This is a genomic window from Streptomyces sp. NPDC012825 (assembly GCF_042900925.1).
Classification (GTDB): Bacteria; Actinomycetota; Actinomycetes; order Streptomycetales; family Streptomycetaceae; genus Streptomyces.
Genome location: NZ_JBIBBZ010000023.1, coordinates 17,656 through 42,461, shown reverse-complemented (window position 1 = coordinate 42,461; position 24,806 = coordinate 17,656). Strand labels below are relative to the sequence as shown.

Annotated in this window: 22 protein-coding genes; 8 read left to right on the top strand and 14 right to left on the bottom strand. The window is 75.2% G+C overall.

The genetic code is table 11. The annotated features are described in order from the left end of the window. The first annotated feature begins 27 nt into the window (after positions 1-27). The gene (locus ACFY7E_RS29865; RefSeq protein ID WP_389490268.1) at positions 28-816 is read left to right on the top strand and encodes a hypothetical protein; all 789 of its coding nucleotides are present in this window, start codon (positions 28-30) and stop codon (positions 814-816) included. 33 nt (positions 817-849) lie between these two features. Here ACFY7E_RS29865 and ACFY7E_RS29860 read toward each other — a convergent pair whose 3' ends face one another. Both ACFY7E_RS29860 and ACFY7E_RS29855 read right to left on the bottom strand, forming a co-directional pair. Then, complete coding sequence (locus ACFY7E_RS29860; RefSeq protein WP_389490265.1) at positions 850-2,517, bottom strand: hypothetical protein; 1,668 nt, start codon at positions 2,515-2,517, stop codon at positions 850-852. Positions 2,518-2,662: 145 nt separating this feature from the next. Then, entirely contained in the window at positions 2,663-3,412 is a 750-nt protein-coding gene (locus tag ACFY7E_RS29855) for a GntR family transcriptional regulator (protein ID WP_389490331.1), read from the bottom strand. Between the two features lie 538 nt (positions 3,413-3,950). Here ACFY7E_RS29855 and ACFY7E_RS29850 point away from each other — a divergent pair. Together ACFY7E_RS29850 and ACFY7E_RS29845 are read left to right on the top strand one after the other, a co-directional pair. Continuing rightward, entirely contained in the window at positions 3,951-4,817 is an 867-nt protein-coding gene (locus ACFY7E_RS29850; protein WP_389490263.1) for a (2Fe-2S)-binding protein, read from the top strand. A gap of 213 nt (positions 4,818-5,030) precedes the next feature. After that, a complete protein-coding gene (locus ACFY7E_RS29845; protein ID WP_389490260.1) occupies positions 5,031-6,173 on the top strand; it encodes a DUF2637 domain-containing protein in 1,143 nt (380 codons plus the stop codon). A 38-nt stretch (positions 6,174-6,211) separates the two neighbouring features. Here ACFY7E_RS29845 and ACFY7E_RS29840 read toward each other — a convergent pair whose 3' ends face one another. From ACFY7E_RS29840 to ACFY7E_RS29825, 4 genes are all read right to left on the bottom strand, one after another. Further along, positions 6,212-6,616 (bottom strand): ATP-binding protein, encoded by a 405-nt coding sequence (locus ACFY7E_RS29840; protein WP_383439372.1) that lies wholly within the window; start codon positions 6,614-6,616, stop codon positions 6,212-6,214. An 86-nt stretch (positions 6,617-6,702) separates the two neighbouring features. Continuing rightward, positions 6,703-8,445 (bottom strand): pyruvate dehydrogenase, encoded by a 1,743-nt coding sequence (locus ACFY7E_RS29835; RefSeq protein ID WP_389490257.1) that lies wholly within the window; start codon positions 8,443-8,445, stop codon positions 6,703-6,705. Between the two features lie 27 nt (positions 8,446-8,472). Then, entirely contained in the window at positions 8,473-9,969 is a 1,497-nt protein-coding gene (locus ACFY7E_RS29830) for a protein phosphatase 2C domain-containing protein (protein ID WP_389490255.1), read from the bottom strand. Positions 9,970-10,092: 123 nt separating this feature from the next. Beyond that, positions 10,093-10,467, bottom strand: coding sequence for a hypothetical protein (locus ACFY7E_RS29825; protein ID WP_389490253.1), 375 nt, complete (start codon positions 10,465-10,467; stop codon positions 10,093-10,095). A 349-nt stretch (positions 10,468-10,816) separates the two neighbouring features. Between ACFY7E_RS29825 and ACFY7E_RS29820 the strand changes: the two genes are divergently transcribed. Both ACFY7E_RS29820 and ACFY7E_RS29815 read left to right on the top strand, forming a co-directional pair. Further along, complete coding sequence (locus tag ACFY7E_RS29820) at positions 10,817-11,800, top strand: helix-turn-helix domain-containing protein (protein WP_389490250.1); 984 nt, start codon at positions 10,817-10,819, stop codon at positions 11,798-11,800. Between the two features lie 277 nt (positions 11,801-12,077). After that, complete coding sequence (locus tag ACFY7E_RS29815) at positions 12,078-12,560, top strand: DUF456 domain-containing protein (protein WP_389490248.1); 483 nt, start codon at positions 12,078-12,080, stop codon at positions 12,558-12,560. A gap of 38 nt (positions 12,561-12,598) precedes the next feature. On the opposite strand, the gene ACFY7E_RS29810 is transcribed toward ACFY7E_RS29815, so the two are convergent. The 3 genes from ACFY7E_RS29810 to ACFY7E_RS29800 all read right to left on the bottom strand — a co-directional run bounded on the left by ACFY7E_RS29810 (position 12,599) and on the right by ACFY7E_RS29800 (position 15,374). Then, the gene (locus ACFY7E_RS29810; protein ID WP_389490246.1) at positions 12,599-13,972 is read right to left on the bottom strand and encodes a DNA-3-methyladenine glycosylase 2 family protein; all 1,374 of its coding nucleotides are present in this window, start codon (positions 13,970-13,972) and stop codon (positions 12,599-12,601) included. Positions 13,973-14,060: 88 nt separating this feature from the next. Beyond that, on the bottom strand, positions 14,061-15,170 hold the full coding sequence (gene rsgA / locus ACFY7E_RS29805; protein WP_389490244.1) for a ribosome small subunit-dependent GTPase A: 1,110 nt from the start codon (positions 15,168-15,170) through the stop codon (positions 14,061-14,063). A gap of 60 nt (positions 15,171-15,230) precedes the next feature. Beyond that, positions 15,231-15,374: a hypothetical protein gene (locus ACFY7E_RS29800; protein ID WP_389490241.1), complete on the bottom strand. Its 144-nt coding sequence runs from the start codon at positions 15,372-15,374 to the stop codon at positions 15,231-15,233. Between the two features lie 140 nt (positions 15,375-15,514). On the opposite strand from ACFY7E_RS29800, the gene ACFY7E_RS29795 reads away from it, so the two are divergent. Next, the gene (locus ACFY7E_RS29795; RefSeq protein ID WP_389490239.1) at positions 15,515-15,937 is read left to right on the top strand and encodes a VOC family protein; all 423 of its coding nucleotides are present in this window, start codon (positions 15,515-15,517) and stop codon (positions 15,935-15,937) included. Here ACFY7E_RS29795 and ACFY7E_RS29790 read toward each other — a convergent pair. Both ACFY7E_RS29790 and ACFY7E_RS29785 read right to left on the bottom strand, forming a co-directional pair. Then, a complete protein-coding gene (locus ACFY7E_RS29790; protein WP_389490237.1) occupies positions 15,868-16,608 on the bottom strand; it encodes a helix-turn-helix domain-containing protein in 741 nt (246 codons plus the stop codon). The genes ACFY7E_RS29795 and ACFY7E_RS29790 overlap by 70 nt on opposite strands. Positions 16,609-16,622: 14 nt before the next feature. Further along, complete coding sequence (locus tag ACFY7E_RS29785; RefSeq protein ID WP_383439407.1) at positions 16,623-17,747, bottom strand: YihY/virulence factor BrkB family protein; 1,125 nt, start codon at positions 17,745-17,747, stop codon at positions 16,623-16,625. 17 nt (positions 17,748-17,764) lie between these two features. Between ACFY7E_RS29785 and ACFY7E_RS29780 the strand changes: the two genes are divergently transcribed. Then, on the top strand, positions 17,765-19,420 hold the full coding sequence (locus ACFY7E_RS29780; RefSeq protein WP_389490234.1) for an acyl-CoA dehydrogenase family protein: 1,656 nt from the start codon (positions 17,765-17,767) through the stop codon (positions 19,418-19,420). A gap of 445 nt (positions 19,421-19,865) precedes the next feature. Then, positions 19,866-21,188, top strand: coding sequence for a GAF domain-containing protein (locus ACFY7E_RS29775; RefSeq protein WP_389490231.1), 1,323 nt, complete (start codon positions 19,866-19,868; stop codon positions 21,186-21,188). Between the two features lie 118 nt (positions 21,189-21,306). On the opposite strand, the gene ACFY7E_RS29770 is transcribed toward ACFY7E_RS29775, so the two are convergent. Genes ACFY7E_RS29770 through ACFY7E_RS29760 form a run of 3 tightly spaced genes read right to left on the bottom strand, consistent with a single transcriptional unit; the run spans position 21,307 to position 24,699 of the window. Then, complete coding sequence (locus ACFY7E_RS29770; RefSeq protein WP_389490229.1) at positions 21,307-22,215, bottom strand: MBL fold metallo-hydrolase; 909 nt, start codon at positions 22,213-22,215, stop codon at positions 21,307-21,309. Further along, a complete protein-coding gene (locus tag ACFY7E_RS29765) occupies positions 22,208-23,434 on the bottom strand; it encodes a ketosynthase chain-length factor (protein ID WP_389490226.1) in 1,227 nt (408 codons plus the stop codon). Before ACFY7E_RS29765 ends, ACFY7E_RS29770 begins: the two co-directional genes overlap by 8 nt. Continuing rightward, positions 23,431-24,699 (bottom strand): beta-ketoacyl-[acyl-carrier-protein] synthase family protein, encoded by a 1,269-nt coding sequence (locus ACFY7E_RS29760; RefSeq protein WP_389490224.1) that lies wholly within the window; start codon positions 24,697-24,699, stop codon positions 23,431-23,433. Before ACFY7E_RS29760 ends, ACFY7E_RS29765 begins: the two co-directional genes overlap by 4 nt. Between the last annotated feature and the right edge of the window lie 107 nt (positions 24,700-24,806).

Here is a 24,806-nt window from a genome sequence, read left to right as displayed (position 1 = left end):
GGGGAGGGCAATGTGGCGGACACCGCCATGTCTGGTTCCGAATCACGGGATGGCGGAGACCCGTCCCTCGCCCACGGCAAGGAGACCCCCGTGGAGACGGCCGTGTGGCGTCTCCGCTCCCGGGGCTGCTGGACGGACGCGGCCGCGCTGCTCGCGCCGCGCGCCGCCGAACCGGACGCGGCGCTCGAACGGGCCGCGCTGCTCGTCGAACGCTGCCTCTACACCGAGAAGGGCTGGGCCGACGCCGAGGAGGCCCTGCGGGCGGCCGAGGCGGTCGCCCGGACGGACGAGGAGCGCGGGGCCGCCGCCTGCGAACGCGGCTACCTCGCCTACGCGTCCACCCTGCTCGGGGTCCGCGACCGGGCCGACGAGGCCCGGATGGCCCTGGGCCGGGCGGCGGCCCTGATCGCCCCCTCCGCCGAGGGCCGGCCGCTGCTCGACTTCCGGCGCGGCCTCGTCGCCCAGAACCTCGGCGACTCCCCGCAGGCGGCCCGCGCCGCGTACACCAGGGCGCACGCGGGGGCGACCGCCCGGGGCGACTCGCTGCTGCTCTCCTCGACCTGGCGCCATCTGGCCGGACTGGCCCTGCGCGAGGGGGAGTTGGCGGAGGCGCGCCACGGCTTCGCCGAATCGCTGCGGATCCGTGAGGAGTTGGGCTATCTGGTCGGTACGGCTCCGGCCCTCACCGCCCTGGCCACCACGGAGACGGAGCCGGAGGCGGGGCGGTTGCGGGCGGAGGCGAGGCGCCTGTTCCGGCTGCTCGGCGGGGTGCCGACCTGGCTGGCGGTCCAGCTCACCCCCCACCCGGCCACCTGAAAGACCTTCTCCAGAAGGCTTCTTGACGTCCCGTCAGCCCTTCACCGCGAGGCAGAGCAGGCTCTCGTCGGTACCGACGAGGAGGGAGCCCGAGCCGGTGACGGCGACGGCGCGGACCGGGGGGCCCGGGCGGAAGGAGAGCTTCGGTCCGCCCTCCGGCCGGTGGAGCTCGACGAGCCCGTCGGCCCAGGCCGCGGCGACCAGGGGGCCGTACGGGGTCTCCGCGGCGTGCAGGGAGACCACCGGAGAGCGGCGTTCGGCGAGCGGCTCGGGGAGCGGGTCGCGGCCCGGGGTCCAGAGCCGTACGGTCCCGTCGGCGCCGCCGGAGCAGACGAAGGGGGTCGCGGACTCCACCGCCGCGACCGCCGTGACCCGGCCGCTGTGGGAGGCCGCCTGGTGGAGGCCGGTGAGGCCGAAGGCGTGCACGGAACCGAGCCGGTCCCCCACCACCACCGAGCCGCCGATCGCCGCGAGGGCCGTGCCGGGGTGCCGGGCGAGGGTCGCGGAGACCGCCTCGGTGAGGCGCTCCAGGTACGGGGGCCGGGGGGCCGTTCCCCGTACGGTGTGCAGCCGGCCCCGGTCGTCCAGGATCAGCACCGTGCCGTCCGGCGCGGGCGCGAGGGCCGCGACCCGGCCGGGGACCGTGTGCGCCAGGCGCCCGGCGGAGCCGGCGTCGGCCTCGTGCAGCAGGCGTACGGTGCCGGTGCGGTCGCCCACGAGCAGGGTGCCCTCCAGCGGGCCGCCCGCCGAGCCGAGGACGGTGACCGGGCCCGGCCAGGGCGGGGTCAGGTCGCCGCGGTGGCGGGCCCAGCGGAGCCGCCAGGGCGCGGCCGCCGCGAGGTCGGCGAGGGCGGGGCGCAGCCGGGGGTCGGCCCCGTCGCCGAGCGCGGCGAGCAGCACCAGGGCCCGATCCGCCGGGGACTGGGCGCGGCAGAGCGACTGCCCGGCCCGCATCCAGGCGGTGCGCAGGCCGCCGTGGTCGTCGGCGGTGGTCTCGCCGGGACGCCCCGACGGCTCGGGCCCGTCGAGGGTGCCGGGCACGCCGGCCGGGGCGGAGCCGGTGACGTACGCCGTGGTGACGAGCAGCGGGTCGGCGGCGCAGACGGCCGCGGGGTCGGAGAGGTCCGGCACCGGCCGGGCGGGCTCCCCGGCCGGGTCGAGGGGGCCGGGGTCGCCGTCGAGGTCCACGACGGCGACCCGGCGGTCGGCGCGCAGGGCGGCGAGGGCGGGGGTGTCGTCGCGGGCCTCGACCACGAGCCGGACCCGGCCCACCCCCGCGAGTTCCGCGACCAGCCGGGCGAGCGCGTCGGGTTCGGCGGCGGCGTGCAGGTCGGTGAGGAGGAGGACGGCCCGGCCGGTGGGGCGCGCCTCGCTGGTGGCGAGGGCGTCGACCAGGTCGCCCGGGGTGCCGGCCACCACGCCGAGGCGGTCGGCGACGGTCCAGGCCGCGCCGAGGGCGCACTGCCCGGCCAGCGGGACGAGCACCCGGGCGGGCCGGCGGCGGGTGCGGCCGGAGCGCGGGCCGTGCGCGGCGAGCCAGCCGAGCAGCGCCGTCTTGCCGCTGCCGGGAGGGCCGGTGACGAGGCAGAGCCGGGGCGCGTCGGGGTCGGTGAGCCAGCCGAGCAGGGCCGTGGCCCCGGGCTCCGTACCGGGGGCGGGCCGGCGTCCGTCCCAGGCCGGGGACGGGGTCGCGGACGGCATGGGGACACCTCACGGACGGCACGGTGCGAGCGGCTGACGCCCCCAACCTTAGGGGGTGCCCCGGAGATCGGGCCGGGTCCGCGGTGTCCGGCACCGCTCCCCGGTCCGGCCCGATCCGCAGGACACCCCCGGTCGTCCCGGGCGCTCAGCACTCCGAGCCGGTGAAGTGCTCCCGCACGAGGACCCGGACGACCGTCAGGTCCTGGGCGATCAGGGCGTCGAGCAGGGCGGTGTGCTCGGCGGCGTCGGCGACGAGGACGCCGTGGCGGAGGGCGGGGGCGCTGATCAGGGGCCACTGGGAGCGGCGGTGGAGGTCGTCGGCGACGGCGAGCAGCTGCTGGTTCCCGGCGAGCGAGAGGACGGCCCGGTGGAAGGCGCGGTCGGCCTCGGCGTAGTGGGCGCGGTCGCCCCGGGCCGCGGCCGTCGCGGTGGCCTCGGCCAGCGGGCGCAGCTCGGCCCAGCGGGCGGCCGGGACGGTGCGGGCGAGCCGCAGCATGACGGGGACCTCGATGAGCGCGCGGATCTCGGCCAGTTCGGCCAGCTCGCGGGGGGTGCGCTCGGTGACGCGGAAGCCGCGGTTCGGCACGACCTCGACGGCGCCCTCGACGGCCAGGCGCTGCATCGCCTCGCGGACGGGTGTGGCGGAGACGCCGAAGCGGTCGGCGAGGGCGGGCGCGGAGTACACCTCGCCGGGGACGAGCTCGCCGCCGACGAGGGCGGTACGGAGCGCTTCGAGGACCTGCCCGCGCACGGAGTGCCGCCGCACGGTCCGGGGCCCGAGCCCGACCGACTCACCGTGGACGTCCGGCTCACGGTGGACGTCCGGGGCTCCGGGGGCGGGGGGCGTCCCCCGGCCCTGCTCCGGGTGCCGCCCCGGACGCGGGTCCGCGCTCAGGCCCTGCCCCGGGGGCGTGTCCTGGCTCTGGACCGGGGCCGTGTCCTGGTGCTGCTCCGGAGCCGCGTCCTGGTGCTGCCCCGGAGTCGTGTCCTGGTGCTGCCCCGGGGCCGCCTCCTCCTCCACGTCCCGGGCCCGGCCCCGATCCCGCCCCGGCTCCGTCTCCCGGGCCTGGCCCGGCACCCGCACGGGCCGTGCGCCCGCGGGCTCGGCCGGAGCCGCCGACCGACCGCGTACGGCGTCGGCAGGAGCCGGAATCGTCGGCCGGCCGTGCGCGGCGTCGGCGGGGGGCCGGGGCCCGGACGCGGTGTCCGACGTCCGCTCGCGCGCTGCGCCCTGCTCCACCCGGGTCCTCCTGCGGCCTCGTGCCGGTCCCGGCTCGCGTCGCGCGGGTCCTCTGTGCACCATAGGCGAACGGACCGGCGCCAGGGGTGTGAGAGACGCCTCGCAGGTCGGAGCGGTGCGCTGGTGGTGAGACACCCGATCGAATCGGGTAAGGTAAGCCTTACCTGCCAACGATCGCGATTCGGTGGTCCGCATGACCGTCCCCGCCCTGTTGCCCGCCCCGCCCGCCCCGCCCGTCGCGGCCTCCTACGCCCGCCTCACCGAGGTCTTCTCGTACCTGCGCATAGAGGAACACGCCCCCGGCGAACTCCTGCCGCGGGGCGAGGGGTGGGTCGACGCGGAGGCGCTCGCGGCCGGCGGCGCCGAGCTCGACGCCTTCCTGGCCTGGGACGACGAGCAGGTGCTGCGCGACTACGGCGCCCGGGCCCGCCCCGACGTCGTCGCGAGCTTCGGTCTGCACCGGTACGCCTGGCCCGCCTGCCTCCTGGTCACCGTCCCGTGGTTCCTGGAGCGCCGGGTGCCGCGCCTGCCCGTCCGGAACGTCGCCTTCCAGCGCACGCTCGGCCGCATGGCGGTCCGGATCGAGGAGTTCGCCTGCCTGCCGGACGACCCGGCCGCGGCCCTGCCCGGCGCCCGGGTCGTCCCGGACGAGGAGTCGCTGCGGGCCGAGGTGCGCTCCTCGCTCGCCGAGCACTTCGAGGCGGTCCTCGACGGCTTCGGCTCCCGGATGCGGCGCGGCCGCCGGGCCCTGTGGGGGATGGCGACGGACGAGATCGTCGAGGGCCTCTGGCACGTCGGCACCCTGCTCGGCGAGGAGCGGCGGGCGAGGGAGGAGCTGGAGCTCCTGATGCCGGGCACCGCCAAGCCGTACAAGCCGTACGCGGGCTCCGCGGGCTTCCGGGAGCTGCCCGGCGCCGAGGGGCCGGACGGCGGCCCGCTCACCACCCGGGACCGGGCCACCTGCTGCTTCTTCTACACGCTGCGCCCCGAGGACACCTGCGTCACCTGCCCCCGCACCTGTGACGCCGACCGGGTCCGCAAGCTGACCGCGGCCGCCTGAGGCGCCGACGGCCGCACGACGATTACGCCACCCGGAAGGGTGGCGTCAATCGAACCCAACCCCCCTCCCCTGCAAGGGTGTTCGATCAGATCGCCCCTATTCGTATGGCCCGGCACCCCGATGGCGTGCTCTTGCCCCGAAACGGCGTGAGCGCCGCGCGGGGTCGGTCAGTATGGGCGACCGAACGCCCTACCGCGATGCAAGGGACACCGCATGAGACTGACCGACATATCGCTGGACTGGCTGCTCCCGGGCGGCGTGATGGTCGCCGGAGTCCTGACGGCGGTGGCGGTGCTCGCGCGCGGGAAGCGCGCCGGTGACCAGACCCCGGCCGAGGACTCCTGGGAACGCAGCGAGGAGCGCCGCCGGCGCAAGGAGGCCGTCTACGGGTTCGCCTCGTACGGCCTGCTGTTCTGCTGCGCGGCCGTCGCGGCCGCGCTCTCCTTCCACGGCCTCGTGGGCTTCGGCCGCCAGAACCTCAGCCTCTCCGGCGGCTGGGAGTACCTCGTGCCCTTCGGCCTCGACGGCGCCGCCATGTTCTGCTCCGTCCTCGCCGTCCGCGAGGCCAGCCACGGCGACGCGGCCCTCGGCTCGCGTCTGCTCGTCTGGCTGTTCGCGGGCGCGGCGGCCTGGTTCAACTGGGTGCACGCGCCCCGGGGCTTCGGCCACGACGGGGCCCCGCACTTCTTCGCGGGCATGTCCCTCTCGGCGGCGGTCCTCTTCGACCGGGCGCTGAAGCAGACCCGCCGGGCCGCGCTGCGCGAGCAGGGCCTCGTGCCCCGCCCGCTGCCGCAGATCCGGATCGTCCGCTGGCTGAGGGCGCCCCGGGAGACCTTCGCGGCCTGGTCCCTGATGCTCCTGGAGGGCGTGCGGACCCTGGACGAGGCGGTCGACGAGGTGCGGGAGGACCGCAGGGAGAAGGAGCAGAACCGGATCCGCAGGCGGGACCAGGTGAAGCTGGACCGGGCCCGGCTCAAGGCGATCAACCGTCAGCACCGCGCCTTCGGGATCGGCCGCGGCGGTGGCCGCCAGGTCGAGATGGCGGCCCTGAACGCCACGGCCGCCCCGGGCCCGGTGCCCGCCCAGGTCTCCGGGTCGGGCTCCACTACGGGCGCCGTCCAGGCACCCGTCGTGGAGCCCGCCATAGCGGATCCCGGACAACTGCCGCTTCGCCCCCGGCCGTCCCTGCAAGCCGTGAAGGGCGATGAGCCCCGGACGGAAGACCCACGGACGGGAGACTCCAGGACGGGAGACTCCCGGACGGTGGACCTCACCGCCGAGGACGACACCCAGGCGCTGCCCCGTCTCGACTCCCTGGAGCGCAAGCTCAAGGACCTGGAGCAGCAGTTCGGCTGAGCAGTGCGCGCATCACACGGAACGGCGGGGTCGCCCCCTCAGGCGGCCCCGCCGTTCAGCTCGAACCACACCACCTTCCCCACCCCCCGGTCCTCGACCCCCCAGGAGTCGGCCAGGGCCTGGACGAGGACGAGCCCCCGGCCGTTCGTGCCCTCGTCGGCGGGCGGCGCTTCCGGCGTCCTCAGGCCGGGGACGAAGTCGCGGACCTCGACCCGTAACTGCTCGGGGACGACCGTCGCGGTCACGACGGCCCCGTGGTCGGTGTGGACCAGGGCGTTGGTCACCAGTTCGCTGGTGAGGAGTTCGGCCACGTCGGAGGCGCCCGGGCCGCCCCACTTCCGCAGCAGTTCCCGCAGGGCGTGCCGCACCTCCGGCACCGCGGTGAGATCCGCGCACCCCACCTTTCTGAGCAGCTGAGTCGGCTGTCGTGCCTCCCCGGTCATGTCCCCCCACCCGTGGTCGCGTCGAACAGGCTCACGGGGATGCATGCCCCACAGGACCGTCGGCATACATGGGTGGTGGCGGAGGGTCAGGGCCTGGGCACGTTCCGCAGGTTCGAGCGGGCCATCTGGAGCATCTTCCCGACGCCCCCGTCCAGGACCATCTTGCTCGCGGAGAGCGCGAAGCCGGTCACCATGTCCGCCTTGATCCTGGGCGGGATGGAGAGCGCGTTGGGGTCGGTGACGACGTCGACCAGGGCCGGGCCCTTGTGCCTGAAGGCCTCCTTGAGGGCGCCCGCGAGCTGCTTGGGCTTCTCGACCCGGACGCCGTGGGCCCCGGCGGCGCGGGCGATGGCGGCGAAGTCCGGGTTCTTGTTCGTCGTCCCGTAGGCGGGCAGGCCCGCGACCATCATCTCCAGCTCGACCATGCCGAGCGAGGAGTTGTCGAAGACCACGACCTTCACGGGCAGGTCGTACTGGACGAGGGTGAGGAAGTCGCCCATGAGCATGGAGAAGCCGCCGTCGCCGGAGAGTGTGACGACCTGCCGGTTCCGGTCGGTGAACTGGGCCCCGATCGCCTGCGGGAGCGCGTTCGCCATCGAGCCGTGGCTGAACGAGCCGATGATCCTGCGCCGCCCGTTGGGCGTGAGGTAACGGGCCGCCCAGACGTTGCACATGCCCGTGTCGACGGTGAAGACGGCGTCGTCGTCGGCGAGTTCGTCGAGGACGGAGGCCACGTACTCGGGGTGGACGGGGACGTGCTTCTCGACCTTGCGGGTGTAGGCCCTGACGACCCCTTCGAGGGCGTCGGCGTGCTTCTTGAGCATCTTGTCGAGGAAGCGGCGGTCCTTCTTGGCCCGGACCCGGGGGGTCACGCAGCGCAGGGTCTCCCGGACGTCGCCCCAGACGGCGAGGTCGAGCCGGGAGCGGCGCCCGAGGTGCTCGGCCCTGACGTCCACCTGGACGATCTTCACGTCGTCGGGCAGGAAGGCGTTGTACGGGAAGTCGGTGCCGAGCAGGATCAGCAGGTCGCACCCGTGGGTGGCCTCGTAGGCGGCGCCGTACCCGAGCAGCCCGCTCATGCCGACGTCGTACGGGTTGTCGTACTGGATCCACTCCTTGCCCCGCAGGGCGTGTCCGACCGGCGCCTTGATCCGCTCGGCGAACCGCATCACCTCGGCGTGGGCCCCGGCGGTGCCGCTGCCGCAGAAGAGCGTCACCCGGTCGGCCTCGTCGATCATCCGGACCAGGGCGTCGACCTCGGCGTCCCCGGGGCGGACGGTGGGCCGGGTGGTGACGAGCGCGGACTCCACCGCCTTCTGCGGGGCCGGCTCGCCGGCGATGTCGCCGGGCAGCGAGACGACGCTGACGCCGCCGCGGCCGACGGCGTGCTGGATCGCCGTGTGGAGCAGCCGGGGCATCTGCTTCGGGCTGGAGATGAGTTCGCTGTAGTGGCTGCACTCGCGGAACAGCTGGTCGGGGTGGGTCTCCTGGAAATAGGAGAGGCCGATCTCGCTGGACGGGATCTGCGAGGCGAGGGCCAGGACCGGGGCCATGGAGCGGTGGGCGTCGTACAGGCCGTTGACGAGGTGCAGGTTGCCCGGCCCGCAGGAGCCCGCGCAGGCGGCGAGGCCGCCGGTGATCTGGGCCTCGGCGCCCGCGGCGAAGGCGGCGGTCTCCTCGTGGCGGACGTGGATCCAGTCGATCCCCCTGGTGCGGCGGATCGCGTCGACGACCGGGTTCAGACTGTCGCCGACCACGCCGTAGAGACGTTTCACGCCCGCGCGCACGAGGATGTCGACGAACTGTTCGGCGACGTTCTGTTTGGCCATGGCTCCATCAACACACGGCCCAGCGCGTCACGCCTCCCAGACGGCCACCGCCGTACGGTCATCGGCGTAACCGGTCACCCTCAGCTGGGTGTCGGCGAGGAAGGCGGCGAGGCCGGGCGGTTCCGCGCCGGCCCAGCGGTCGGCGAGCTCACGGGCGAGGTCCGGTTCGCCGCGCATCGGCTCGGCGAGGCCCGCCGAGGCGAGCAGCAGGGCGTCACCGGGACGGGCGACGGAGGCCCGGAAGCGGAACGGCTCGGCGGGCGGCGGAACGGGCTCCTCGATCAGCGGTCCGGGCGCGGTCGTGATGCCGAGGTCCATGGTGAGCCGGTCGTCCTCCTCGGCCGCCTCCGGGGCGGACGGGGCGGACGGCGGGGAGCCGAAGCCGACGACGGGGGCGCCGGTGACGGCGGCCCGCTCGGGCAGCAGCGGTTCGATGTCCTGCCAGGCGCCGTCGCGGAGCCGGAAGAGACCGCCGCCGCCGACGCCGAAGAAGACCCGGGTGCGGCACTCGGGGTCGGCGGGGAGCAGGAGGCAGCGGAGGGCCGCGGTGTACGCGTCGGGGGCGAGGCCGCGCTCGGCGGCGCGGGCGCGCAGCTTGCCGTACGTGCGGTCGGTGAGCCGGTGCAGTCCGGACTTGAGGTCGCCGCGGCGGCCGGACCTGATGTCCTCGGAGAGCCGGGTGTGGCTGCGGCAGACCGCCTCCGCGATCCACCGGCAGGCGTCGGCGGCGGCGAGGTGGCCGTCCTCGGCGGCGCGGGATCCGGCGGCGACGGCGACGAGGACGAGCGCGGCCTCGTCGTGGCCGAAGCGGGCGGTCAGGAGGGCGTCGCGGCGGGGCTCGCCCCGGAAGCGGGCCGAGTCGCCGCGCACGGAGGCGGCGCGCAGCGTGCAGGTGCCGTAGCGGGCGCCGTCGAGGACGGTGTCCGCGACCACGTCGGCGAGTTCGCCGGGGCGGGCGACGGGCAGGGTGGTGGGCTCGGGCTCGTAGGTGGGCGGCCTGCCGCCGACGAATCCGGTACGGGGGCGGGGGACGGGGACCTGCACGGTCGGGGCCGGGTCGACACCGGCCGACGGCGGCTCCTGCTCCTGCTCCGGCGGGTCCGGGGACACCTGGACGGTGGGCGTCTCGGCCGGCGGGGCGGGCGGTGGCGGCGGGGCGGGGAAGGTCCGCGGCCCGGTCGCGGCGGCCTCCCAGGGGGCCCGCTCGGGGACGGGCGGCACGGGGGCCGCGAGCGGTGCGGGTGGTGCGGGTGGTACCGGCGGTGCGGGTGGTACCGGCGGCGGTTCCGGTGCCGTGTCGGGAGCGGTGCTCTTCGGTGCCGGAGCCGGATCCGGAGCCGATGCCGGAGCCGCGGCCCGGAGGTCCGGGCCCGGCTGGCTCTTCGTGTCGCCCGGTGGGTCCGTCGTGGCGCGGGCCACCGCGTCGAAGCGGTCGTCGAGCGTGTCACCCGAGGCCGTCGGGCCCGTGTCCGGCGCCGACTCGTCGTAGAGCTCGTCCCACCAGCTGTCCCCCTGCTGAGTCATGCCCTTATTGTCCACCGCGCGAGGGGCCCGAAAACGGCACATGGGGAAAAGCGTTGCGGCGAACGGGTGGTCCGCCGGGCGGCCCCACCCCCCACGGGAAGGACGCCCGGCGGACCGGCGTGGTCAGCGCACGTCGTAAGCGCGGACCACGATCTGGGTGACGGATTCGTCCCTGGCGTCCGTCGGTTCGCTCTTCAGGGTGACCTGCCTGCCGGTCGCGCCCGCGTGGTTCACGGTCGCGGTCCGGCGGCCGCCCTGCTGGGAGACCCGCGCTCCGGTCCGGGTCGTACCGCCGTCGTGGGAGGACGAGAGCCCGGCCGGGGTGAGCGCTACGGGGGTGTGGCCCGCGTGTCCCGTCGCGGTGAGGCCGATGTGCCGGCCGTCGGTCGCGGCGGGGGTCTCGAGGCCGTCCCCCCCCGGAAGGTCGTACCGGGGGAAGAGAATCGGGATGTCCCGAGAATAGACGCTCCCGTCAAGCTTGGAGGTGAATTCCCCCACCGAGTTGACGGAAGGGGAGCGGGCCCCCGCATTGCCGCCGATCCGCAGGGGGTTCCGTTGGAACGTGTGCGTCCCGGCTCCGGCCGGTGTCTCGAAGACGCGAAATCGGGCGCATCGTCCTCTCCCCTCTGATTCCGGTCACGGCGGCGCGAATCGCCCGTCCCCGGAGGCCGTCGGTGCTGCGGTGGCGCCACATTGGCAGAGGTGAGGGCGGTACGGGGATGATGAGCCCGGCGGGAATACGCCGTGGCCGTTTCCCGCCAGGTCACCAACGGAACGAAAGCCTCCGCCGGACGCTCCCGGAAGACGCGGGACGCCCGGCGGAGGTGCGGCGAGGGGCGGGGCAACCATGCTGGGAGCGATAGGACTCGACGAACGCCAGGAATCGGCGTATCGCGCTCTGGTCTCGCTGGGCGCGGCCGAGGTCACGGACCTCGCCCATCGGCTCGCCCTGCCCGAGCGGGAGACCGAGCGGGCCCTGCGCCGCCTGGAGTCGCAGGGGCTCGCCGCCCAGTCCTCGGCCCGCACCGGGCGGTGGGTCGCGGCCCCGCCCGGGGTGGCGCTCGGCGCGTTGCTCACCCAGCAGCGCCACGAGCTGGAGCGGGCCGAGCTGGCGGCGGCGCTGCTCGCCGAGGAGTACCGGGCGGAGGCGGCGGAGGCGGCCGTGCACGATCTGGTGGAGGTGGTGACCGGGGCGAGCGCGGTGACCCACCGCTTCCTCCAGCTCCAGTTGGGCGCGACGGAGGAGGTCTGCGCCCTGGTGACGGGCAGGCCGGTCGCGGTCTCCGGGCCGGAGAACGGCGCGGAGGAGCAGGCGGCCGGGCGCGGGGTGCGCTACCGGGTGGTGATCGAGCGCGAGGTGCTCTCCCAGCCGTCGGGACTCCTGGAGCTGTCGGCGGCGCTCGGCCGCGAGGAGCGCGTCCGGGTGGTGGACCGGGTCCCCACGAAGCTGGTCGTCGCCGACCGGGCCCTGGCGATGGTGCCGCTGACCGGGCGGGGCGCGGAGCCGGCGGCGATCGTGGTGCACGCGAGCGGGCTCCTCGAATCGTTGACGGGACTCTTCGAGTCGGTGTGGCGGGACGCGCTGCCGCTGCGGCTCGGGGCGGACGCGCAGGTCACCGAGGACCGGGCGCCGGGCCCGGACGCGGTGGACCTGGAGATCCTCTCCCTGCTGCTCGCCGGGATGACGGACGCGAGCGTGGCGAAGCAGCTGGACCTGGGGCTGCGGACGGTGCAGCGGCGGGTGAAGGGGCTGATGGAGCTGTCCGGGGTCTCGACCCGGCTGCAACTGGGCTGGCACGCGTACGAGAAGGGGTGGGTCGCGCGCGGGTGAGCCGGGGCGGGGCGTGGGCGGGGCCGGGCGTCGAGGCCGGGGCGTGAACCCGGGCGAACGTCGGCGCCGGACGCGGGAGCCCGGAGGCCCCGGGGTCCGAGGCCGTACCGTCGTCCGCTCCGTACGCCGGTGGCCCGGGACCGTACCGTCGTCCCCTCGTACCCCGGTGGTCCGGAGCCGTACCGTCGTCCACTCGTACCCCGACCGTCGTCCGCTCCCTCCCCCGTCCGCCCGTCGCGACCTGCGGGAATCCACCGGGTCGTGCACGCTGGGCAGCGTGGGTGTGTGGCAGCTCCTGATGGTCGCGACGGTGATGCTGCTCGGCCTGTTCGGGGTCCTGACGCCCGGCGTGCCGGGAACGTGGCTGGTGTGGGCGGCGATGCTCTGGTGGTCGCTGCACGAGCGGACGGACCTCGCCTGGATCCTCCTCGCCTCCTCGACGGGCCTGCTGCTCCTCACCCAGGTGATCGTCTGGCAACTGCCCGCGCGCCGGTTCCGGGGGGTCGGCATCACCCGCCGGACGGTGACGTACGCCGGGGCGGGCGCGCTCCTGGGCTTCGTCCTGGTCCCGGTGGTCGGCGCGGTGCCGGGTTTCGTCGGCGGGATCTACCTCGCGGAGCGGCTCCGTCTGGGCGGCCACGGCCAGGCCAGGACGGCGACCCGGGCGGTGATGCGGGCGGCGGGCGCGAGCGTCCTCGTCGAACTGTTCGCCTGTCTGCTGATCGTGGGGGCGTGGGCGGGGGCGGTGATCGGGGGCTGAGCCCCGCGAGGTCGGCGAGCCCCGCGAGGTCGGCGAGGTCAGCGAGAAGACCGTCCGGACGCACCGGCGGTCCCGATCCCGAGGAGGTAGCGGGCGGCGTACGAGCGCCAGGGCCGCCACTCCCCGGCCCCGGGGGCGTACTCCGGGAACACGTCGGGGTCCCCGAGGGCCCGCATCCGGATCAGGGCGGCCGTCCCGGGCGTCACTCCGGGGACGGCGAGCAGCGCGCGCTCGGCCTCGTCGCGGTCGGCGCCGGGGTCGAGGCGTACGGCTCCGGCGTCGAGCGCGCGGGCCAGCGGCCCGGCGACGGGGTGGCCGGTCAGGTCACGGGGAGCCGGGAAGAGGTGGGTGAGGCCGCCGCAGGCGGTGGCCAGGGGGGTGCCGTGCTCCTCGACGGCCCGGGCGGACCCCTCGGCGCCGAGGAGGGTCCGCAGGGCGAACTCCTCGGGGTCGGCCGTGCCCGGGGAGCGCACGCCCGGCCGGGCGGCCACCTCGGCGGCGAGCGCGGGGACGGCCCCGAGGCGTTCGGCGACGGCGTACGGGTCGGCGTCCAGGTCGAAGAGGCGGCGGAGGCGGTGCACGGCGGTGGTCAGGTCGCGCAGCTCGGTGAGGTGGAGGCGGGCGTCCAGCCAGCGCCCGGCGGAGCGCTCGTCGACGGAGACGATCCCGGTGCCGTACGGGAGGCGGAGGGTGCGCCGGTAGGTGCGGGCGCCGGGGGCGCCGGCGACCTCCTCGACGCGGGGCACGGCCTCGGCGGCGAGCAGGTCGAAGACCTCGCCGGCGGCGTACGGCCCCCGGTGGGCGAGCCGCAGCGGCACTCCGGCGGCGAGGGCGGTACGGGCTCCCGCGCCGGTCCCGGTCTCGGCGCGCAGGGCGGTGGGGGTGCGGGCGTAGACGGCGCGGATCGTGTCGTTGAACTGGCGGACGCTGGCGAAGCCGGCCGCGAAGGCGATCTCGGTGACGGGGAGCCCGGTGGTCTGGAGCAGCAGCCGGGCGGTGTGGGCGCGCTGGGCGCGGGCGAGGGCGACGGGTCCGGCGCCGAGTTCGGCGGTGAGCTGGCGCTGGACCTGCCGGGTGCTGTAGCCGAGGCGTCCGGCGAGGCCGGGGACGCCCTCGCGGTCGACGACGCCGTCCCCGATCATGCGCACGGCGCGCCCGACGACGTCGGCCCGCGCGTTCCACTCGGCGGAGCCGGGCACGGCGTCCGGGCGGCAGCGGCGGCAGGCCCGGAAGCCGTGGCCCTGGGCGGCGGCGGCCGTCGGGAAGAAGGCGACGTTCCGCCGCTTGGGGGTGACGGCGGGGCAGCTGGGACGGCAGTAGATGCCGGTGGTCCGGACGGCGAAGAAGAACTCTCCGTCGAACCGCGCGTCCCTGCTGCTGACCGCCTCGTAGCGGGTGTCGTCGTCCCTCACGGTCTCCAGTGTGCGGCGGCGGACGGCCCGGGGCTCGCGGTTTTCGGACACCGCGCTCCCCGGGGCCGTACGCCCCCGCCCGTACGGGCTACCGCAGACGGCCGTTGCGCTTGAACTCCACGGCGGCGCGACCGGCGGTCATCGTGCGCTTCCAGTCCCTGCGGATCTCGCCGCGCAGCCGGGCGTCGGTCTTGGCCACGAGCCGCTGGTTCTCGCGCATGAGCTTGCGGAAGCTCTCCAGGCGGCGCACGGGCAGGGTGCCGTCCTCGATGGCGGCCGCCACCGCGCAGCCCGGCTCCGCCTCGTGGGCGCAGTCGTGGAAGCGGCAGTCCCGGGCCAGCTCCTCGATCTCCGAGAAGACCTGGCCGACACCGGCCTCGGCGTCCCAGAGCCCGACGCCGCGAAGCCCGGGGGTGTCGATGAGGACTCCCCCGCCCGGCAGGACGAAGAGGTTGCGGGTGGTGGTGGTGTGCCGGCCCTTGCCGTCGACGTCGCGAGCGGCCCGGACGGACATGACGTCCTCGCCCACGAGCGCGTTGGCGAGGGTGGACTTGCCGGCGCCGGAGATGCCGAGCAGCACGGTCGTGCCGCCCGCGACGACCGCGGAGAGCACGTCGAGCCCCTCGCCGGTGGTCGAGCTGAGGGGCAGCACCTGCACGCCGGGGGCGACGGTCTCGACGTCCTCGACGAGGTAGGAGAGCCCGACGGGGTCGGGGACGAGGTCGGCCTTGGTGAGGACGACGATCGGCTGGGAGCCGGACTCCCAGGCCAGGGCGAGGAAGCGTTCGATCCGTCCGAGGTCGAGTTCGACGGCGAGCGAGACGGCGATGACGGCGTGGTCGACGTTGGCGGCGAGGATCTGTCCCTCGGACCGCTTGGAGGAGGTGGAGCGCGCGAAGGCGGTACGGCGCGGCAGGCACGCCCGTACGTACCGGGGATCGCCGGCGCCCTCGGGGTCGACGGCGGCCCAGTCGCCGGTGCAGACGACCCGGAGCGGGTCGTGCGGGGTCACGAACGCCGTGTCGGCGCGGACGGTTCCCGCGTCGGTGGCGACATCGCACTGACCGCGGTCGACCCGGACGACCCGGCCCGGGACGAGCCCCCGGTCGGCGTACGGCGCGAAGGCGGCGGCCCATCCGGAGTCCCAGCCGTGGGCGTCGAGCGGGGAGGAGGAACCATGGGAAAGCGAGGAAGACAAGGGGGACCCTTCGAAGGGCGGCCCCGGCGGCGCGCTACGGGCGCGCGGTTCGAGTGGGTGTCAGCCGGAGGCCACGGAGGTGGGAACGATGAACTCCTGAATGCGGGCCGTGCCCGTCACCGTGACAGTCATCAATGTCCTCACCTCCGGCTGCTTCTCCACGAACTGATCACCGCTCACTCGCGAACGGATGAGCAGAACCATAGCCCCGTCCCGGGCGGTGGCACCACCGGATTAAACGAGGTCGGCGGCGGCCCGGGCGTCGGGGGCGAGCCACGGGCGTCCCCGGGCCGTGTCCGATTCGTACAAGACCCGGGTGGCGGGTGCTCCCCAGGGTGCGACGCATGGACGTCACACCCCGTACCTCTCCCCCCCGGTTCGATCTGATCGGGCTCGTCGTCTCCGACATGGCCGCCTCGCTCGCCTTCTACCGGCGGCTCGGGACGGAGGTCCCGGAGGGGGCCGAGGAGGCGCCGCACGTGGAGGTGGTGCTGCCCGGTGGGCTGCGGTTCGCGTGGGACACGGAGGAGGTGGTCCGGTCCTTCGATCCGGGGTGGACGCGGCCCTCGGGCGGGCACCGGATCGAGCCGGCCTTCCGGTGCGGGTCGCCGGCGGAGGTGGACGCGCTGTACGGGGAGCTGGTCGCCGCCGGGTACCGGGGGCACCTGGCGCCCTGGGACGCGGTCTGGGGGCAGCGTTACGCGGTGGTGCTCGATCCGGACGGGTGCGCGGTGTCGTTGTTCGCCGACGCCGACAGGCGCGCGTAGGCGGTCGGTGTCGTGCCCGTGAGGGATCTGACCTCGCGGGCCAGGTGGGCCTGGTCCGCGCAGCCCGCGCGGACGGCCGCCTCCGCGTACGGCACGCCGGACCTGACCAGGGCGAGGGCGCGCTGGAGGCGGAGGATCCGGGCGAGGGTCTTGGGGCCGTAGCCGAAGGCGTCGAGGGAGCGGCGGTGCAGCTGCCGGGCGCCGAGCCCGACCGCGTCGGCCGTCCGCGCGACCGGCCGGCCGGCGGCGAGGCGCGCCACGACGGCCCGCAGGAGCGGGTCGGGCGCGGGGGCGGCGGCGGACCGGAGCCGTACGAACTCCTCCAGGGCGGCGGCCGGGTCGGGGGCCTCGGTGATCCGTTCGCCGGTCCGGCGCGCCTCGGGCCCGTCCCACAGGGCGTCCAGGGGGACCAGCCGGTCGCGCAGCGCGCGGGCCGGGACTCCGAGGACGCGGGGCGCGTCCCCCGGGGCGAAGCGGAGTCCCGCGTACCGCGTGGCGGTCTCCGTCGGCATGTGCGCGCGTGTGTCGGGTCCGGCGACGAGGAGGCGGCCGTCGGCCCAGATCAGGTCCATGCAGCCGTCGGGGAGGATCGGGCGGACCGGGGCCTTCGGATCGGTCTCGGCGGTCCACAGGACGGCTCCCGTGAGGCGGGCCGGGCGTTCCTCGTACACCTTCTCCCCCGGGGTCAGTCCTTCTCCCGGCCCGAGTGCAGGCGGGACTTCACGTCGTCCGGGGGCAGGAACTTCGACCAGCGCTCGGGGAACTCGGAGGGCATGTCCGGGTCGTCCTCGTCGACGTCCTCCGCCTCGGCCCGGACGCGGGCGACGAGCTCCGCCGCCTGGACGGCGCGGGCGCGTTCGTTGGCCTCGCGGGCGGCGGCGGTGGCGACGGAGGGCCAGACGCGGTCGATGGCGGCGTTCACTGCGGCGCCGACGAGGACGGCGAAGGCGGAGACGCCGATCCAGAGGAGGACGGCGATGGGCGCGGCGAGGGAGCCGTAGATGGTGGGGCCCTCGACCTGGCTGGTGAGGTAGATCCGCAGCAGGAAGCTGCCGAGGGCCCACATGGCGAGCGCGACGAGGGCGCCGGGGATGTCCTCGATCCACGGCGACCGCACGGGCACGGACACGTGGTAGAGCGTGGTGAGGAAGGCGATGGAGAGGAGGATGACGGCCGGCCAGTACAGGACGGAGACGACCTCCGTCCCCCAGGGGACGAGTTCGACGACCCGGTCGGGGCCGACGACGGCGAGCGGCAGCACGACGGCGCCGATGACCAGGGCCACGAGGTAGAGCAGGAAGGCGAGCAGCCGGGTCTTCACGATGCCGCGGTGCCCGTCGAGGCCGTACATGACGGTGATGGTGTCGATGAAGACGTTCACCGCGCGGGAGCCGGACCAGAGGGCGATGGCGAAGCCCAGGGAGATCAGGTCGGGCCGTTTGCCCCCGGTGACGTCGTCCAGGACCGGTTTGGCGATCTCCTCGACGCCCCGGTCGGAGAGGACCGTCCCGGCGGCGCGGAGGATGTTCTCCTGGATGCTGGTGACGGTGTCGGTGTTGGTCCAGTCGTCGGCGTAGCCCAGGAGGGCGATCAGGCCGAGGAGCAGGGGCGGCAGGGACAGCAGGGTGAAGAACGCCGCCTCGGCGGCGAGACCGAGGATCCGGTACTCGATGCACGAGTTGACGGTGTCCTTGAGGAGCAGCCAGACCATCTTCCGCTTCGAGACGTTGCGGTAGAGGACGCGGGCGCGGTGGAGCCTGCTCCAGGGCCGCCGTTCGGGCGGTTCGGGTGTTTCTCTTGCTGCCTGCACCTGCTTACCGTATCCGTATGGCGCGGACCACCCACACAGTGAGCAATCAGCCCCCTCCCCTGGTGGGGTACGACGTCTTCACGGGCGACCGCGCCCTGGTCGAGGCGGTCGAACGGCACCTCGGTCCGGGGCTGCGCGACGAGGCCCGGGAGTCCCTCGCGCTGCTCGGCCGGGCGACGGGTTCGGAGCAGGTGCGGGAGTGGGGCGAGCAGGCGAACGAGAACCCGCCGCGGCTGCGGACCCACGACCGCTACGGCCACCGGATCGACGAGGTCCACTTCCATCCGGCCTGGCACCGGATCCTGGGCCGTTCCGTGTCGTCCGGGCTGACCGACGCGTGGGGGCTTCCGGGCGGGCACGTGCGGCGGGCGGCCGGGTTCCTGGTGGCGACGCAGGCGGAGGCGGGGCACGGCTGTCCGCTGTCGATGACGCACGCGGCGGTGCCCGCGCTGCGGATCGAGCCGGAGCTCGCCGAGGTCTGGGAGCCGGCGGCCCGCTCGCACGTGTACGAGCGGGCGCTGCTGCCCGTCGCGGAGAAGCCGGGCGCGCTGCTCGGGATGGCGATGACGGAGAAGCAGGGCGGCAGCGACGTCCGGGCGAACACGACGGAGGCGCGTCCGCTGGCGGCGGCGGGCGAGTACGTCCTGACCGGGCACAAGTGGTTCTGCTCGGCGCCGATGTCGGACGCCTTCCTGGTCCTGGCGCAGGCCCCGGCGGGCCTGACCTGCTTCCTGGTGCCCCGGGTGCTCGCCGACGGCTCGCGCAACGCCTTCGCGATCCAGCGCCTGAAGGACAAGCTGGGCAACCGGTCGAACGCCTCGGCCGAGGTCGAGTTCGACGGCACGACCTGGGCGCGCCGGATCGGCGAGGAGGGGCGCGGGGTCCGCTCGATCATGGGGATGGTGGCGGCGACCCGGCTCGACTGCGTGCTCGGCTCGGCGGCGCTGATGCGGCAGGCGGTGGCGCAGGCCGTCCACCACTGCTCGTACCGGAGCGCCTTCGGCGGGCCGCTGGCCGAGAAGCCCCTGATGCGGAACGTCCTCGCGGACCTGGCCCTGGAGTCGGAGGCGGCGACGGTCCTGGGGATGCGGCTCGCGGCGGCGTACGACGCGGCGGAGGAGGGCGGGCAGGACGCCGCGCGGGAGCGGGCGCTGCTGCGGATCGCGGTGCCGGTGGCGAAGTACTGGGTGACCAAGCGGTGTACGCCGGTGGTGACCGAGGCGCTGGAGTGCCTGGGCGGCAACGGGTACGTGGAGGAGTCGGGGATGCCCCGGCTGCTGCGGGAGTCGCCGCTCAACTCGGTCTGGGAGGGCTCGGGGAACGTGCAGGCCCTGGACGTGGTGCGGGTGCTGCGGACCGAGCCGCTCTCGCTCGACGCCTTCCTGCGGGAGATCGGCGCGGCGCGGGGCGCGGACCACCGCTTCGACCGGGCGGTACGGGAGCTGCTCGCCGAACTGGCGGACCTGGACGGCGTCGAGGCGCGGGCGCGGCGGCTCGTGGAGCGGATGGCCCTGGTGCTCCAGGGGGCGCTGCTCGTGCGGTGGGCCCCGCCGGAGGTGGCGGACGCGTTCTGCGCGGCGCGGCTCGGCGGGGACGGCGGCGCGGCCTTCGGCACGCTGCCGCACACCCTGGACCTGCGGACGGTGGTGGAGCGGGCGCGGGTGGAGGTGTAGGCGTACGGGGCCGGGCGTACGGGGTGGTCCTGTGCGGCGGGTGTGTGGGGTGGTGCTCACGGCGGCTGTACGGGGTGGCCCTGCGCGGCGGGCGTGCGGGGTGGCCCTGCGCGATGGCCGTACGGCACGGTCCTGTGCGGCGGGCGTACGCGGCGTTCGCGCCCCGCAGGCGTACGCGGCGGTCGCCCTCGGCGCGGGCGCGCGAAGAAGCGGGGGTGGTGCTGCGCCGACACGGCACCACCCGCCGCTCGCACAAGCGTCGCCCAGGAGGGCGGGTGAGGGCGAGAGTTGCAAAGGGTTGCAGGATTACCCGAACCGGGTCTCGCCGGACGGCCCCGGGCGGCACGATGGGCACCGGCGCTCCGGACGTCCGCCCTCGCGCGGGACTCCGGTCGTCCGCCCTGTGCAGAACCGATACAGCACCCCGGGTGGCTGGGAGGGACCGATGAAGAACACGCGGCTCGACATGGGGCGGCTTGCCGCCATGGACACCGCCCGGGCCACCAGGCTGCTGCACCGGGTGCGCGAGGAGACGCTGGCGGGCCGGACGCCGCCGATCGCGCCCCGTCCGGTCATCGACGCGTCCTGGCAGCGGATGGTCCGGCTCGGTCTCCACCCCGACCAGGGCACGAGCAGCGTGCTGCTCCGCCGCGACGAGCTGGAGGAGCGGCGCAGGACCACGCTCCTCTCCGAGGTCATGCAGACCCTCACCAGCGGCCTCGCCGGCATAGCCGACGCCTCCCTCCAGATCATGGTGGTCACCGACGAGCACGGCCGGGTGCTGTGGCGGCAGGGGAACGCCGGGGTGCTGCGGCGGGCGAACGGCATCTGTCTGGAGGAGGGGGCGGCCTGGACCGAGCACACGACCGGGACCAACGCGGTCGGCACGGCGCTCGCCCTGGGCCGGGCGGTGCAGGTCCACTCCGCCGAGCACTACCTCCACACGCTCCACAACTGGACCTGCGCCGCCGCGCCCGTGCGCGACCCGCGCGACCGGCGGCTCCTGGGGATCCTGGACGTGAGCGGCCCGGCGTCCACCTTCCATCCGGCGATGCTGGCCCTGGTCGGCTCGGTGGCGCAGCTCGCCGAGGCCGAGATGCGGGAGCGGCACCGCCGGTCGGTCGAGCGGCTGCGGGCGGTCGCCGCGCCGATCCTGTGCCGGGTGGGCGGCCGGGCCGTCGCGGTGGACGCGTACGGCTGGACGGCGGCGGTGACCGGGCTCGCGCCGGTGGACCGCGTCCCGCTGCCGAAGTCCTTCCGCGCCGGACGGGTCTGGCTGCCCTCGCTCGGGACGTGCGCGGTGGAGCCGCTGCCGGGCGGCTGGCTGCTGCGGGTCGAGGAGGAGGCCGGTGAGGGGGCCGGGGCGCCGGACGCGGAGGCGGCACAGCGCGTGGTGCTCGACCTGAGCCGGCCGCGCCGCTGGACGGTGTCCGTCTCGGGTCCCGCGGGCGGCTGGCAGCAGGAGCTCAGTCCCCGGCACGCCGAGCTGCTCTACGTCCTGGCGCTGCACCGGGACGGGCGGACGGCGGCGGAGCTGGCGGAGGACGTGTTCGGGGACCGTACGAGGACGGTGACCGTCCGGGCCGAGATGTCCCGGGTGCGCCGGACCCTGGCGGGAGTCCTGGCCCACCGCCCGTACCGCTTCCGCGAGGAGGTCGCGGTGGAGGTCCTGCGCCCGGAGCGCCCCGGCGACCTGCTGCCGCACTCGACGGCGCCGGCGGTGCGCTCCACGGGGAGGGGCACGACCGCGCGGGGCCCGGACGCGTAGGAACCGGACGCGTCCGGCACGACCGCCCGGACGGCCGGACACGGCGGTTCTCGGACATGCCGCCGCCCCGGGGCCCGGTGGGGGTGCCGGGTCCCGGGGCGGGGGTCGGGGGGCGCCGTCAGGCGTGGCAGTCGGGCAGGCGGCCGTGGTACGTGACCATCTCGCCGAACACGCCGACGACGTCCAGCGGGCTCGCCCGGTCGGAGTCGTCCAGTTCGAACCAGGCGCGGTGCAGGTTGCCGACGAGCCGCTCGGAGTCGAGCAGCCCGGCGAAGGGGCCGAGGTCGCACGTCCTGGCCGCCTCCAGCGGGGTGAGCCCGCTCGCGGCGCCCTCGGCCGCGGTTTTCTCCAGCCACCGCAGGTACTCCTCGGTGGCGTCGAAGGCCTCGGGGCCGGCGAGCGGGCCGTGGCCGCCGACGACCGTGACGGGATCCAGGGCGCGCAGCCGTCCCAGGACCTCCAGGGAGCCGCGTACCGTCCCCATCAGGACGAACGGCGTGCAGCCCGGCATCACGACGTCCCCGGTGAACAGGACCCTCTCCTCCGGCAGCCAGACCACGGTGTCGCTGCGCGTGTGCGCCGGGCCCAGGTGCAGGAGCTCCACACGCCGACCGCCGACGTGCAGGGTCAGACCGTCCGAGTAGGTGACGTCGGGCAGGACGACCTCGACGTCCCCCCACTCCACGTCCGGCCAGAGGTCGGTCAGCGCGAGGCCGGTCTCGGCCATGTCGATCCGGGTGAGGGCGTGGCTGATGACGGTCGCCTCCGGCCCGAAGACCTTGTTGCCGAAGGTGTGGTCGCCGTGGAAGTGGGTGTTGACCACCGTGCGTCGCGGACCGGCCGCGAGGGAGTCGACGCTCTCCTTCAGCCGCAGCGCCCGGCGTTCGGTCGCCGCCGTGTCGACGACGACCGCCCCGTCGCCGGTGAGGATCACGCCCGCGTTGTTCAGGCACCATCCCCCGTCGGGCTGCACGTACGCGTGGACCCCGTCGGCGACCTCGACGAGCCGCGAGGCGTCGTCAGCCATGGTCCGCAGCCTTGACCACGACGGCGGAGTTGAAGCCCCAGCGGCCCCGGGCCAGGACCAGGGCGGCCCGCGCGGAGGTGGGCCTGGGGGTCCCGCGCACCAGGTCGACGCCGTACGCCTCCGGCGTCTCGCCCTCGTACGGCACGGCCGGGACGACCCCGTCCCTCAGGGTGAGCAGCGCCGCCACCACGTCCAGTGGTCCGCCGCCCGCGAGGAGACGGCCCGTCAGCGCCTTCGGCGCGGCGACCGGCACTCCGCGGGGGCCGAAGATCCCGGTGATCGCCCCGGCCTCGGTCCGGTCCAGGTCGGCCGTGGCGGCGGCGTCGGCGAAGACGACGCCGACGTCCGCGGGGGTGAGGCCGGCGTCGGCGATCGCCAGCTCGGCGGCGCGGCGCAGGGCCGGGGGCCGGCCGGAGTCCGGGTGCGGGTCGAAGGTGGCGGCGTACCCGGCGAGTTCGCCGTAGGGCCGGTCCGTGCCACGGCGCCGGAAGCTCTCTTCGCTCTCCATCACGAGGAACGCGCCGCCCTCGCCGGGCACGTGGCCCCGTGCCCCGCCGTCGAAGGGCAGGTAGGCGCGGTCCGGGTCGTCGCTGTCGCTGATCCGTCCGCTGGACAGGTGCGCGGCCCAGCCCCAGGGGTCCAGGGCCGAGTCGACGCCGCCGGTGACGACGAGCGGGGTGCCCAGCCTGAGGGTCCGGCGGGCGTGGCCCAGCGCGTCGAGGCCACCGGCCTGGTCCGCGACCAAGGCGGCTCCCGGGCCACGCAGCTTGTGCCGGATGGACACCTGGCCGGTGTTGACCGCGTAGAACCAGGCGAACGACTCGTAGACGCTCACGTACTCCGGCCCCTTGGACCAGAGGTTGGCGAACTCCCGGTGGGTGAAGGCGAATCCGCCGGAGGCGTTGGAGGTGATGACGCCGAGGTCGAAGTCGACGAGCTCGGCCGGGTCGACGCCGCCGTCGGCGAGGGCCTGTTCGGCGGCGACCAGGGCCAGCCGGGTGGAGACGTCGGTCTGCGGGAGCAGCCGGTTGGGCAGATGCTCGGCCGGGTCGAAGCCGAGGATCTGGCCGGCGAGCCGGGAGGCGTAGCGGGAGGCGTCGAAGCGGGTCAGCGGGGCGATCCCGCCGCGTCCCTCGAGAGTGGCGTTCCAGTATTCCTTGACGCCGAGGCCGTTGGGGGCCACCACGCCGATGCCGGTGATCAGGGCCCGGTCGCTCATGCCGCCGCCTCCTCGGGTCGTCGGAGCACCATCGCGGACTGGAACCCGCCGAAGCCGCTGCCCACGGTGAGCACACTGCGCAGCTTCGTCTCGCGGGCGGTCAACGGGACGTAGTCGAGGTCGCACTCCGGGTCGGCGGTGTGGAGGTTGGCCGTGGGCGGGACGACCTGGTGCGTCAGGGCCAGGAGGCTCGCGGCGATCTCGATGGAGCCGATGGCGCCGAGGGAGTGGCCGACCATCGACTTGATGGAGCTGACGGGCACGTCGTAGGCGTGATCGCCGAGGCTCCGCTTGAAGGCGGCCGTCTCGTGCCGGTCGTTCTGCTTGGTGCCCGAGCCGTGCGCGTTGACGTAGTCGATGGCGGTCGGGTCGAGCCTGGACTCGTCGAGGGCGACGCGGATGGCCTCGGCCATCTCCCGGCCGTCGGTCTTGAGCCCGGTCATGTGGTGGGCGTTGAGGCGGGTCGCGTAGCCGGTCACCTCGGCGTAGATCCGGGCTCCCCGGCGTACCGCGCTCTCGTACTCCTCCAGGACGAACATCGCCGCGCCCTCGGCGAGGACGAAGCCGTTGCGGGAGAGGTCGAAGGGCCGGGAGGCGTGTTCCGCGTCGTCGTTGCGGGGGGTGGTGGCCTTGATGGCGTCGAAGCAGGCGGCGACGATCGGGGTGAGGGGGGTGTCGGTGGCACCGGCCAGCATGACGTCGACCGAGCCCTCCTGGATCAGCCGGCAGGCGTAGCCCACCGAGTCGAGACCGGAGGTGCAGCCGTCCGAGACGACGGTGACCGGGCCCTCGGCGCCGACGGTCCAGGCGACCTCGGCGCCGAGGACGCTGGGCACCATGTGGTCGAACATGTGGGGGGTCAGATAGGAGGGGTCGACCTCCCACTCGCGGCCCTGGTCGGAGAGGACCCGGTACTCCTTCTCCAGCGACATCGCGGCCGCGACCGCGCTGCCCACGCCGACGCCGATCCGCTCGGGGCGGACGCCCTCGAAGGAGAGCCCGCTGTCGGCCACGGCCTCGCGCGAGCAGACGACGGCGAACTGCGCCGCCCGGTCCATGCGGCGGATCTCGCGGGGGGAGAGACCCTCGGCGGCGGGGTCGAAGTCGATCTCGCCGGCGACCCGGGAGCGGCAGGCGGAGGCGTCGAAGGAGGTGATGTTCCGGGTGGCGGTGCGGCCGGAGCTGAGCAGGTCCCAGAACTGCCGCGCCCCCGAGCCGCCCGGGGCGCGCACCCCGAGGCCCGTGACGACGACGCGGCGGGTCATCGGGGGCCTCCCGCCGGGTAGCGGGACCGGGCGTGGCCCTCGGGGACTGCCGTCGTTCGCTGGATGCACGACATCGGGTGCGTCTTCCCTTCTTGTTGCTGCTGTAC

Coding starts and splice junctions, on each gene's coding strand:
- ACFY7E_RS29865 (WP_389490268.1), top strand. CDS start 28: ATGTCTGGTTCCGAATCACGGGATGGCGGAGACCCGTCCCTCGCCCAC.
- ACFY7E_RS29860 (WP_389490265.1), bottom strand. CDS start 2,517: ATGCCGTCCGCGACCCCGTCCCCGGCCTGGGACGGACGCCGGCCCGCC.
- ACFY7E_RS29850 (WP_389490263.1), top strand. CDS start 3,951: ATGACCGTCCCCGCCCTGTTGCCCGCCCCGCCCGCCCCGCCCGTCGCG.
- ACFY7E_RS29845 (WP_389490260.1), top strand. CDS start 5,031: ATGAGACTGACCGACATATCGCTGGACTGGCTGCTCCCGGGCGGCGTG.
- ACFY7E_RS29840 (WP_383439372.1), bottom strand. CDS start 6,616: ATGACCGGGGAGGCACGACAGCCGACTCAGCTGCTCAGAAAGGTGGGG.
- ACFY7E_RS29835 (WP_389490257.1), bottom strand. CDS start 8,445: ATGGCCAAACAGAACGTCGCCGAACAGTTCGTCGACATCCTCGTGCGC.
- ACFY7E_RS29830 (WP_389490255.1), bottom strand. CDS start 9,969: ATGACTCAGCAGGGGGACAGCTGGTGGGACGAGCTCTACGACGAGTCG.
- ACFY7E_RS29820 (WP_389490250.1), top strand. CDS start 10,817: ATGCTGGGAGCGATAGGACTCGACGAACGCCAGGAATCGGCGTATCGC.
- ACFY7E_RS29800 (WP_389490241.1), bottom strand. CDS start 15,374: ATGGTTCTGCTCATCCGTTCGCGAGTGAGCGGTGATCAGTTCGTGGAG.
- ACFY7E_RS29795 (WP_389490239.1), top strand. CDS start 15,515: ATGGACGTCACACCCCGTACCTCTCCCCCCCGGTTCGATCTGATCGGG.
- ACFY7E_RS29780 (WP_389490234.1), top strand. CDS start 17,765: ATGGCGCGGACCACCCACACAGTGAGCAATCAGCCCCCTCCCCTGGTG.
- ACFY7E_RS29775 (WP_389490231.1), top strand. CDS start 19,866: ATGAAGAACACGCGGCTCGACATGGGGCGGCTTGCCGCCATGGACACC.
- ACFY7E_RS29770 (WP_389490229.1), bottom strand. CDS start 22,215: ATGGCTGACGACGCCTCGCGGCTCGTCGAGGTCGCCGACGGGGTCCAC.
- ACFY7E_RS29765 (WP_389490226.1), bottom strand. CDS start 23,434: ATGAGCGACCGGGCCCTGATCACCGGCATCGGCGTGGTGGCCCCCAAC.
- ACFY7E_RS29760 (WP_389490224.1), bottom strand. CDS start 24,699: ATGACCCGCCGCGTCGTCGTCACGGGCCTCGGGGTGCGCGCCCCGGGC.